Origin of the sequence: Caballeronia sp. BR00000012568055 (genome assembly GCF_029439455.1) — a bacterium.
Classification (GTDB): domain Bacteria; phylum Pseudomonadota; class Gammaproteobacteria; order Burkholderiales; family Burkholderiaceae; genus Caballeronia.
The window spans coordinates 702-11,232 of the sequence record NZ_JAQFVG010000199.1 but is presented as its reverse complement, the minus strand read 5'-3'; the positions used below and the strand labels follow the sequence as shown (position 1 = coordinate 11,232).

At 58.8% G+C, this 10,531-nt stretch carries 12 protein-coding genes and 2 pseudogenes; 6 read left to right on the top strand and 8 right to left on the bottom strand.

Features of this window, described 5'->3' with window-relative positions; translation table 11 throughout:
- Together P7F28_RS09890 and P7F28_RS09885 are read left to right on the top strand one after the other, a co-directional pair.
- Positions 1 to 595: pseudogene (locus P7F28_RS09890) on the top strand (hypothetical protein); the annotation flags it as partial.
- A 129-nt stretch (positions 596 to 724) separates the two neighbouring features.
- A complete protein-coding gene (locus tag P7F28_RS09885; RefSeq protein ID WP_277184312.1) occupies positions 725 to 1,225 on the top strand; it encodes a DUF4019 domain-containing protein in 501 nt (166 codons plus the stop codon).
- A 13-nt stretch (positions 1,226 to 1,238) separates the two neighbouring features.
- Here P7F28_RS09885 and P7F28_RS09880 read toward each other — a convergent pair whose 3' ends face one another.
- Positions 1,239 to 1,544, bottom strand: coding sequence for a high-potential iron-sulfur protein (locus P7F28_RS09880; protein ID WP_277184311.1), 306 nt, complete (start codon positions 1,542 to 1,544; stop codon positions 1,239 to 1,241).
- Positions 1,545 to 1,853: 309 nt separating this feature from the next.
- On the opposite strand from P7F28_RS09880, the gene P7F28_RS09875 reads away from it, so the two are divergent.
- Complete coding sequence (locus P7F28_RS09875; RefSeq protein WP_277184310.1) at positions 1,854 to 1,976, top strand: hypothetical protein; 123 nt, start codon at positions 1,854 to 1,856, stop codon at positions 1,974 to 1,976.
- A 55-nt stretch (positions 1,977 to 2,031) separates the two neighbouring features.
- Here the strand turns inward: P7F28_RS09875 and P7F28_RS09870 are convergent, their stop codons facing one another.
- The gene (locus P7F28_RS09870) at positions 2,032 to 2,160 is read right to left on the bottom strand and encodes an oxalate:formate antiporter (protein ID WP_370467285.1); all 129 of its coding nucleotides are present in this window, start codon (positions 2,158 to 2,160) and stop codon (positions 2,032 to 2,034) included.
- A 16-nt stretch (positions 2,161 to 2,176) separates the two neighbouring features.
- Positions 2,177 to 3,565: an OFA family MFS transporter gene (locus P7F28_RS09865; RefSeq protein WP_277184309.1), complete on the bottom strand. Its 1,389-nt coding sequence runs from the start codon at positions 3,563 to 3,565 to the stop codon at positions 2,177 to 2,179.
- Positions 3,566 to 3,978: 413 nt separating this feature from the next.
- On the opposite strand from P7F28_RS09865, the gene adh reads away from it, so the two are divergent.
- Complete coding sequence (adh, locus tag P7F28_RS09860; protein WP_277184308.1) at positions 3,979 to 5,499, top strand: aldehyde dehydrogenase; 1,521 nt, start codon at positions 3,979 to 3,981, stop codon at positions 5,497 to 5,499.
- 65 nt (positions 5,500 to 5,564) lie between these two features.
- The gene (locus tag P7F28_RS09855; RefSeq protein WP_277184307.1) at positions 5,565 to 5,957 is read left to right on the top strand and encodes a DUF779 domain-containing protein; all 393 of its coding nucleotides are present in this window, start codon (positions 5,565 to 5,567) and stop codon (positions 5,955 to 5,957) included.
- Here P7F28_RS09855 and P7F28_RS09850 read toward each other — a convergent pair whose 3' ends face one another.
- Positions 5,958 to 6,728: an enoyl-CoA hydratase gene (locus P7F28_RS09850; protein ID WP_277184306.1), complete on the bottom strand. Its 771-nt coding sequence runs from the start codon at positions 6,726 to 6,728 to the stop codon at positions 5,958 to 5,960.
- 15 nt (positions 6,729 to 6,743) lie between these two features.
- Positions 6,744 to 8,387 (bottom strand): acyl-CoA synthetase, encoded by a 1,644-nt coding sequence (locus P7F28_RS09845; protein ID WP_277184305.1) that lies wholly within the window; start codon positions 8,385 to 8,387, stop codon positions 6,744 to 6,746.
- A 292-nt stretch (positions 8,388 to 8,679) separates the two neighbouring features.
- Here P7F28_RS09845 and P7F28_RS09840 point away from each other — a divergent pair, with 292 nt between their 5' ends.
- Complete coding sequence (locus P7F28_RS09840) at positions 8,680 to 8,937, top strand: hypothetical protein (protein WP_277184304.1); 258 nt, start codon at positions 8,680 to 8,682, stop codon at positions 8,935 to 8,937.
- Positions 8,938 to 8,966: 29 nt separating this feature from the next.
- On the opposite strand, the gene P7F28_RS09835 is transcribed toward P7F28_RS09840, so the two are convergent.
- From P7F28_RS09835 to P7F28_RS09825, 3 genes and pseudogenes are all read right to left on the bottom strand, one after another.
- On the bottom strand, positions 8,967 to 9,602 hold the full coding sequence (locus P7F28_RS09835) for a glutathione S-transferase family protein (protein ID WP_277184303.1): 636 nt from the start codon (positions 9,600 to 9,602) through the stop codon (positions 8,967 to 8,969).
- Between the two features lie 5 nt (positions 9,603 to 9,607).
- Positions 9,608 to 10,234 carry a glutathione S-transferase family protein gene (locus P7F28_RS09830; RefSeq protein WP_277184302.1) on the bottom strand — a complete coding sequence of 209 codons (627 nt, stop codon included), beginning with the start codon at positions 10,232 to 10,234 and terminating at the stop codon, positions 9,608 to 9,610.
- Between the two features lie 11 nt (positions 10,235 to 10,245).
- Positions 10,246 to 10,531, bottom strand: a pseudogene (locus tag P7F28_RS09825) (oxidoreductase); the annotation flags it as partial.

The following is a 10,531-nucleotide window of genomic DNA, read 5'->3' as shown; positions in this document are numbered from 1 at the left end:
GGCGCTCGTCGCCAACGCGAAAGGGCGCTTCTCGCGCGGGTCGAGTGAAACCATTCTCGATCAGGATCTCGCGACGATAAGAAGCGGAGGCAAAGCCCAAGATCTGATCGATCGTTTGCGCTTGCAATTCGGACGACTGGACGTTACTCCCGAGGAATTGGAAGGCCGCAATCAACGGAGCGCGCTGTTCAAGACAATGTTCCTCGCATTTCGCGAAGGCGGCGCGAAGGATTGGCGTTCGAACCTGGCAATTTCGCTGGATCACTCTGGTGCTCAGCACAGGTTGCAGTTTCATCATTTGTTTCCCAAGGCGCAACTCAGGCATCACTATGTCTCACGCGATGCAGACGATATCGCCAACCTCGCATTCATTGGCGGCAGGACGAATCGCGCTATCGGCGACAGACTGCCAGCAGACTACTTTCCGACGTTGATCGAGCAGCAGGGAACGACGCCATTTGATGCCCAGGCGATTCCAGTTGAACCTGAACTGCTGCGCCGCGAGTCGTACAAGGAATTTTTGGCCGTAAGACGTAAGCGAATTGCCACAAGGCTTAACGAATTCCTTGGTTCAAAACCTGCTGACGGGCAATAAGTATTTCGTTACGGCGCATTGCGTCATTCAACATCTCGAAACAGTCCATTGCCCGGTTCATCTCGAAAAAATGCCGGCCTACAATCGGTTCATCAGAAATCATTGGCAATCCGCATCATGAAGAACAACATGAAACTCTGGCTCGCCGCGCTTTCGCTGATGTCGTTCGGCGTGGTGTCGGAGGCGCAGCAATCGCTCGAACACAAGCGCGCGCAACAGGCGCAGCAGCCGATCGTTCAGAGCATCACGCCGGAGCAGCAGGCGGCGCTCGACAAGCAGGACCAGGATATCGCGCAGGTGGCGCTGAATATCGTCCGGATGATCGATCAGAACAAGGCGGGCGAGGTGTGGGACACCGCATCGCCGGTCGGCAAGAAGGTCATTTCACGCGATGACTTCCTGAAGAAGATCGCGCATGATCGCGGCGCGCTCGGCACGCCCGGCATGCGTATGCCGATGGGCTTGCGGCATCTGCGTTACGACGGCAGCGGCAATATGCCGGCGGGCGCGTTCATCAACGTATCGTTCGACACGCAGTTCAGCAACGTGCCGCAATCCGCGCGCGAGAACGTCACCTTCATTCTCGACGCGGACAACAACTGGCGCTTCGTCGGTTACGCCATTCGTTGAATCGGCTGATCGCCTACATATCGGTCCAGGAAGTGCACCAGCCCGCCGCGGCGACCTGCTTCTCACCGAACAGGCTGCATCCGCCCCACGCGTCCTTCGCATCGCCCTGAAACAGCGAGCAGTTCGCGCAGGTGTGGCCGGCGGCGTACGTCGGGTATTTCGCGTGATCGACTTTTTTCGCGTCTTCGGTGTAGCCGACTTCTTTCGCGGCGGCATCGGAGGCGCTCAGGTGCGGCGGGGCGGCGTCGGCGCGCGCGAGCCACAGCGTCGCGCCCATGCCGATTCCGCCGATCACGAACTGACGGCGTGATGCATTCATAGCTGACCTTCTGTTTTCGTTGTGGGGACTGGCGCAGTCGTCGGCGCTTGCGAAGGATAGTCTGCGCCGCGCGCTTTTGCCGAAGCCACTGCGGCGAGACGGATGCATCAGCGAACGTCCGATCGCTTTCTCGCTGACAGCAAACGATCTTCTCCCTATAACGTGCGCTCAACGTCGTTCATTCCGCAATTCATTCACACGCGCCGCTAAACCTTTGCGCGCCGCTGCCGTAAAACTGGTCAGAACGCTGAGCAACCTGGATCAACCCTGCGGCGCTCCGGCCGCGGATCTTTTCGAAGGAGAAAGACAGTGAGTGGAACGGAATGGATGATGACCGGCGTTTATTTCGCGGCCTTGATGGTCGGCGGAACGTACTTCATGAGCACGCTGGCTCGCCGGACGTTGAGCAAGCTGAAGGAACAAGGCCACTGACCGGGCAACAAAAACGCGCCGGGACTTGCCCGGCGCGTTGATTGGATGTTTGAAGTCAGTGGAACAGCTTGACCGCTTGCGTTAGCGTGTTCGTCACGCCCCACGCGAGCGGTATCAACACATACAGCCAGAAAATAACCAGCAAGCCCTTGTTGGACGGTTTGGCGTCTGTCGGCATATTCATCTTTCGTCTCCCGTGCTTATTTGGCGACCGTGTCCATGTGATGCTTCTCGTTGACGCGCGTAATCAGCAGGTTGCAGATAAAGCCGATCACCAGCAGTCCCGCCATGATATGCAGCGTCATGGTGTAGGCATCCGCGCCGACCACGCCGTGCGCCACCTGATACGCCCGCACGTAATTCACCACCACCGGCCCGGCAATGCCCGCTGCCGCCCACGCCGTCAACAGCCGTCCGTGAATACCGCCGACGAAGGCGGTGCCGAACATATCGGCGAGATAGGCAGGGATGGTGGCGAAACCGCCGCCGTACATCGACAAGATCACGCCGTATGCGAGCACGAAGAGGGCGATATTGCCCGCCTGCGCAAACTGCGGCACCAGGAAGTACAGCACCGCGCCGAGCGCGAAAAACACGAAGTAGGTGTTCTTGCGCCCGATCCAGTCCGATGCCGACGCCCACACGAATCGCCCGCCCATATTGAACAGCGACAGCAGCCCGACGAAGCCCGCCGCCGCGCCCGCCGTAATCGATGCCTTGAAGCTCTCCTGAATCATCACCGACGCCTGCCCGAGCACGCCGATGCCCGCCGTCACGTTGAGAAACAGCACCAGCCACAGCAGATAGAACTGCGGCGTGCGCAAGGCTTCATCGATATGCACGTGGTTCTTCGTGATCATCTTGTTCGACGTCGCGGGCGGCGTCCAGCCGGCCGGCTTCCAGTCGGCGGGCGGCACGCGGATGGCGAGCGCGCCGATGGTCATCGAAATGAAGTAGAGCACACCGAGCACGATGAACGTCTCCGCCACGCCCACGCTGGTCGCGGTCTTGAAGTAGTTCATCAGCGCGACCGAGCCGGGCGCGGCGATCATCGCGCCGCCGCCGAAGCCCATGATCGCCATGCCGGTGGCCATGCCGCGACGGTCGGGAAACCAGCGGATCAGCGTGGACACGGGCGACACATAACCCAGCCCCAGTCCGATCCCGCCGATCACGCCATAGCCCAGATACAGCAGCACGATCTGATGCAGATAGACGCCGAGCGCCGACACCAGAAAGCCGCCGCCGAAGCAGCACGCCGCCGTGAACATGGTGCGGCGCGGCCCGACCTTCTCCAGCCATTTACCCGCGAACGCGGCCGATAAACCGAGAAACACAATCGCCAGTGAAAAGATCCAGCCGAGCGTGGTCAGCGACCAGTCTTCCGGCGCGGACTTGGTGATGCCGATCAGTTTGGTCAGTGGCGCATTGAACACCGAAAACGCATACGCCTGTCCGATACACAAGTGCACGGCAAGCGCGGCAGGTGGAACCATCCAGCGCGAAAAACCGGGCTTCGCGATGGTCGCTTCTTTAGAAAAGAAGCTGTAAGGGCCGTGTACGGCGCCTTGATTGATGGTGCTGTTCATCGTGGTCTCCGTGGCGCGCCGGTGGGTTGGGGCAGAAGGCGCGCTCATCTTGTTGCTTTGAAGTAAGCCGATTTGTGAAACGCGGGAACATATGCACACTTGTTTACAAACCGGCTGCGCATGAACATAGACGTGTGCAATCCGATTGGCAATATGAATGGAGTGGCCATAAGCGTTTGCCCGAATGTATCGGCCGATGCTGCGATGCAAACGCAGGTGTATCGCGCTGCTGCGGGCTGAGACAGGTGTCGCGTAACTGAACACTCCGCCTGGCTTGGCTGCGGACAGCAGTACGCGCTAAAGCCCCGACAGCGCGCTATTCCCGGCGAACACCATCGGATGGCACGGAACTCGCAGAGCAGGATTCGGCGGCGATGTCGCCGCACATGTCGAAACATGCGAGGAGCACATAGATGAATCATGCAGAGATGCAGTTCCTGAGCACCGAGTACCCGTACAAGAAGCAATACGGCAACTTCATCGGCGGCAAGTGGGTCGCGCCCGCCGGCGGTGAGTATTTCGACAACATTTCGCCGATTACGGGCGAGCCGTTCACATCGATTCCGCGTTCGCGCGAAGCCGATATCGAAGCCGCGCTGGACGCCGCGCACGCCGCCAAGACCGCCTGGGGCCGCACGTCGGTGACCGATCGCGCGAACGTGCTGATGAAGATCGCGGACCGGATGGAGCAGAACCTCACGCGTCTGGCCGTGGCCGAATCCATCGACAACGGCAAGCCCGTGCGCGAGACGATGGCCGCGGATATTCCGCTGGCGATCGATCATCTGCGTTATTTCGCGAGCGCCGCGCGTGCGCAGGAAGGCGGCATTTCCGAAATCGATCACGACACGGTCGCGTATCACTTCCATGAGCCGCTGGGCGTGGTCGGCCAGATCATCCCGTGGAATTTCCCGATTCTGATGGCGATCTGGAAGCTCGCGCCTGCATTGGCGGCGGGCAATTGCGTGGTGCTCAAGCCTGCCGAGCAAACACCCGCGTCGATCCTCGTGCTGCTCGAAGTGATCGAAGATTTGCTGCCGGCGGGCGTGCTCAACGTGGTGAACGGGTTCGGGCTGGAGGCGGGCAAGCCGCTGGCATCGAACAAGCGGATTGCGAAGATTGCGTTCACCGGCGAGACCACTACGGGCCGGCTGATCATGCAGTACGCGAGCCAAAATCTGATTCCGGTCACGCTCGAATTGGGCGGCAAAAGCCCGAACATCTTTTTCGACGATGTCCTGAACGCCGACGACAGCTTCTTCGACAAAGCACTCGAAGGCTTCACGATGTTCGCGCTGAATCAGGGCGAAGTGTGTACGTGCCCGTCGCGCGCGCTGGTGCAGGAATCGATCTACGAGCGATTCATCGAGCGGGCGCTGAAGCGCGTGGCAGCGATTTCGCAAGGCCATCCGCTGGACAGCAAGACGATGATCGGTGCGCAGGCATCGCAGGAACAGTTGGAAAAGATCCTGTCGTATATCGATCTCGGCAAGCAGGAAGGTGCGGAATGTCTCGCGGGCGGCGAACGCAATGCGCTCGATGGCGAGTTGAAAAACGGCTACTACATCAAGCCGACGGTCTTCAAAGGCCATAACAAGATGCGCATTTTCCAGGAGGAAATCTTCGGTCCCGTGTTGTCGGTGACGACGTTCAAGACCGAGGAAGAAGCGCTGGAAATCGCCAATGACACGCTTTACGGGCTGGGCGCGGGCGTGTGGACGCGCGACGGCACGCGGGCGTATCGCTTTGGCCGTGCGATTCAGGCGGGCCGCGTGTGGACCAACTGCTATCACGCGTATCCGGCGCATGCGGCGTTTGGCGGCTACAAGCAATCGGGTATCGGACGTGAAAACCACAAGATGATGCTTGATCACTACCAGCAAACGAAGAACATGCTCGTCAGCTATAGCGACAAGCCGCTGGGTTTCTTCTAAAGCTTTGATCGGCCGCTGTCTTTCTTTAAGCCAGCGGCCGCTTTTATTCGATACACGGGGACATCATGAGTGAACAGGAAGTATCACGCGTGACCGCGACGCCTGCTGCGATCGAACTTATCGAAAAGCTCAAGGCCGAGCATGGCGATGTGCTGTTTCATCAAAGCGGCGGATGCTGCGACGGCAGCGCGCCGATGTGTTTTCCGGTGAGCGAGTTTATGGTCGGCGGGTCGGATGTGAAGCTGGGGTTTATCGGCGGCGTGCCGTTTTATATGACCGAGTCGCAGTATGAATATTGGCAGCACACCCAACTAATTATCGATGCGGTGCCGGGAAACGGCGGCATGTTTTCGCTCGAGCGTCCGACGGGTTTGCGCTTTCTTACGCGCTCACGTTTGTATAGCGATGATGAGAACGCGTGGCTCGAGCAACATCCGGTCGAGCATGTGACTTCGTAGTTATGTCCACTTCGGCGGGCGTTTATCGATAAACGCCTGCGTTCCTTCCAGCGTATCGTCGTGCATCATATTGCAGGCCATCGTTTCCGATGCCAATGCATACGCTTGTTCGATGCCCGTTTCCAGTTGCCGATAGAACAAGCCCTTTCCCGCAGCCACCGCAGCACGCGGCTTGCTCGCGATACTGGCGGCGAGCGCGCTGACTGCATCATCGAGCGCATCCGGCGATGCCACGCGATTCACCAGCCCACGTTCACGCGCTGTTTCGGCATCGATAAATTCGCCGGTAACGAGCATCTCGAACGCGGCCTTGCGCGATACGTTGCGCGACAGCGCCACACTCGGCGTTGCGCAAAAAAGCCCTAAATTCACGCCCGAAACCGCAAAACGCGCTTCCGACGATGCCACCGCCAGATCGCACATCGCCACGAGCTGGCAGCCTGCTGCGGTTGCGATGCCGTGCACGCGCGCAATCACCGGCTGCGGCATGTTCTGGATCATGAGCATCATCCGTGAACAGCGTGCGAAAAGTTCGCGGTAGTAATCGAGCGCGGGTTCTGCTCGCATTTCCTTGAGATCGTGGCCCGCGCAAAATGCCTTGCCTGCCGCCGCCAACACGACCACGCGCGCATCCGATCCGGCAATCTCTTTAAGCGCGTCTTCCAGAGCATCGAGCATTGCTTCGGATAACGCATTGAACGACTCGGGTCGATTCAACAAAAGCCTGACCGCGCCTTTGACGCCGTACGCATCACGTTTAATTTCGATCATCTGCCACGCTCCTGTTCACACATCGATCGCGGATACCGAACCCGCGCGTTTGCGTAATTCGAACTTTTGTATCTTGCCTGTAGAGGTTTTCGGCAATTCGCAGAACTCGATAGCGCGCGGCACCTTGAATCCCGCGAGGTATTGCTTGCAATGCGCGATCAACGCTTCTGCCGTCACTTGCGCGCCCGCTTTCAATTCGACAAACGCGCACGGCGTTTCGCCCCAGCGCGCATCCGGTTTGGCGACGACAGCAACGGCCAGCACCGCCGGATGCCGATACAACACATCTTCCAGTTCGATACTCGATATGTTCTCGCCGCCCGAAATAATGATGTCCTTGCTGCGATCCTTGATGCGCACATAACCGTCCGGATACGCGACGGCGAGATCGCCGGTATGGAACCAGCCATCGCGGAAAGCGTCTTCGGTTGCGGCCGGATTCTTCAGATAACCCTTCATGGCGATATTGCCGCGAAACATGATCTCACCGATGGTCTCGCCATCGAGCGGAACGGGCTGCATGCTGAGCGGATCGCGCACGCTTACGGCGTCCTGCAAGTGATAACGCACGCCTTGCCGCGCATTCAGGCGCGCGCGTTCGCCGATATCGAGTGCATTCCATTCGGCCTGCTGCGCGCAGACCGTCGCGGGGCCGTACACCTCGGTCAGGCCATATACGTGAGTTAGTTCGAAGTCCAAACGTTCCATGCCTTCGATCATCGCGGCCGGCGGCGCGGCGCCTGCGACCATTGCATGAACCTTGTGCGTGATGCCTTGCTTCATCTCATCGGGTGCGTTGACGAGCAGATTCTGCACGATAGGCGCGCCGCAATAATGCGTGACGCCTTCGTTGCGAATCATATCGAAGATAAGCTTCGCATCGACACGACGCGAACACACGTTCACGCCCGCACGCGCCGCAACGGTCCACGGAAAGCACCAGCCGTTGCAATGGAACATCGGCAAGGTCCAGAGATACACCGCGTGCTTCGGCATATCCCACTCCAAAATATTCGATATCGCGTTCGTATAAGCGCCGCGATGGTGATAAACCACGCCCTTCGGATTGCCCGTGGTGCCCGACGTGTAATTGAGGCAGATCGCGTTCCATTCATCCGTTGGCGGCTGCCACGCATACTCCGCGTCGCCGCTTGCAAGCAGCGCTTCATATTCGATTTCGCCAATACGTGCGCCATCGCCCGTGTAGTGCGGATCATCGACATCGATCACGAATACGGCTTGCTGCACGCTCGCTAAAGCTTCGCGCATCACTTTGGAAAACTCACGGTCCACGATCACCGCTTTTGCCTCGCCGTGATTGAGCATGAAGGCGAGGGTGGCGGCATCGAGCCGTGTGTTGAGCGTGTTGAGCACCGCGCCGATCATGGGCACGCCGAAATGCGCTTCGACCATTTCGGGCGTGTTTGGCAGCATGACGGCAACCGTATCGCCCATTCCGATGCCACGCGCCGCCAATGCCGAGGCAAGCCGGCGCGTGCGCGCATACGTTTCGGCCCAGTTGCGCCGCACCTCGCCATGCACGACCGCAGGCCGCTGCGGATACACGGACGCCGCGCGCTCGATAAACATAAGCGGCGTGAGCGCCGCGTAATTGGCGGGCGTCTTCGGCAGGTTTTCGTCGTACATGCTGGCGGTCATGATCGTCTCCATCGGCGCTCGTTTGGTTTCAACTTATCGCGCTTATATTACGCGGACCTGACGGCTCGCGGGCGCTACGGGAAAACACGCAGTTCCCTTGCTCGCGCGGTGAAAGCGAAGCCAGCAAAGCCTCCAACGACGTTGCTTGCAGCGCCCGCCATCTCGTAATTGATCGATACGATTTTGCGGCCCGGCCAGCGTCAACTCGATAACGACCACTGCGTTATTCGCAGCGGAGCTCGCGCATCGCGCAAGTCTTTCCGCAACCTTACCGATTACTTAGGATAACGTTATGAAGCGCATTATCACCAGCATCGTGTTCGCAGGCGTGGCGTTGAGCGCGGCAACCGCGATGGCGCAGCAAATGAATCACGGCTTCGATTTCGGCCCCGCGCAACAGATGATCGATGAAACCATCAATCGCGTTGAAGGTATGCGTCGTGATGGTCATGACGATTTCGGCGGCCATGCGCTAAAGGCCGAAAACCTGCTGCGTCAGGCCAAGGCCGAATTGAATGCGGCGACGGAATATCGCACGCATCATCACTGATCGCCAGCGCTCAGCGCTCGATCCGTGCGTCAAGGCAGATCGTCGAGTTTCACGTCGAAACCGCGTTGCACGCCTTGACGCGCGAACAGCGCTTCATACCACCGTTTGACGTTGGGATACTCATCGAGCGAGACCTGATGGCGTTCGTGACGCCACGCCCAGCCGAGAATCGCAAAATCCGCTACGGACAACGCGCCCGCCACATATTCGACTTCGCTCAAACGCTTGTCGAGCACGCGATACAAGCGGCGCGTTTCATCGGAATAACGCTTGAGGCCATAGCGCCGGTCGCTTTCGGATTCCACTGCGCGAAAGTGATGCACCTGTCCCGGCATCGGGCCGAAGCCGCCCATTTGCCACATCAGCCATTCGAGCACGGGCACGCGTTCACGCAGACTCGATGGCAGAAATTTGCCGGTCTTTTCGCCGAGATATAAAAGAATCGCACCGGATTCGAAGATGCTGATGGGCTTTCCGTCAGGGCCATCGGGATCGACGATAGCCGGAATGCGGTTATTCGGGCTGATGCGCAGAAAGTCTGGCGCATGCTGTTCGCCCTTGCCGATGTTCACCGTCTTCACGACATAAGACAATGCCATTTCTTCCAGCGCGACGCTGATCTTGCGTCCGTTGGGCGTGTTCCATGTGTGCAGTTCGATGGTCATAGTGTTCAGGTCAAAGCGGGTGCGAGATAGCGCTGGAAGCCGGGACGCGCGGCTTGTTTTGCGTACCAGCGTTCGAGATCGGGCAAGACCGGACGATGCAATTCATCGATACCAAACCAGCGGCGTGCGAATGCCGCGATCACGATATCGGCCAAGGTGAATGTGTTGGCTTCGAGATAGTCGCGGCCTTTGAGATGCGCATCCATCACGCGCCAAAGCTTTTCGCATTCACTTGCGTAAGCGGCGAGTTGCGCCATGTCGCGTTTCTCTAAGGGCGTGCGGATATAGCCTAAGAATAGCCCGCGTTCCGCCGGTTGCAATGTGGAGAGCGACCAGTCGAGCCAGCGGTCCACGCTTGCGCGTTGTTTGGGATCGGCAGGATAGAGCGCGTGATGACTGCCGTATTGCATCGCGAGATAGCGGATGATCGAATTCGATTCCCATAACGTGAAGTCGCCATCCACGAGCGTGGGCACTTTGCCCATCGGGTTCATCGTCAAATAGTCCGGTTCGTTATTGCGACCGAACTGCATGCCTGCGTCGATGCGCTCGTATTCGAGGCTTAGCTCGTCGCAGCACCACAGCACTTTATGCACGTTGACCGAATTGGCGCGGCCCCAGATCGTCAGCATATGCGGTCCTCTTAAGCGTTGACATCGACGATCAGACGGCCGCGCACTTTGCCTTCGAGCAACTCGCGCGCTAAGGCTGCGGCTTCGCCAAGCGGCACTACGCGCGTCATATTTGCTAAAGCCGACTCAGGTAATTCTTTAGCAAGGGCTGACCATGCGGCCTGACGCATTTCAAATGGCGCCATCACGCTATCGATTCCTTTGAGCGTCACGCCACGCAAAATAAATGGCGCGACCGTTGATGGAAAATCCATGCCTTGCGCCAAACCGCAAGCGGTGACAATGCCGAGATATCGT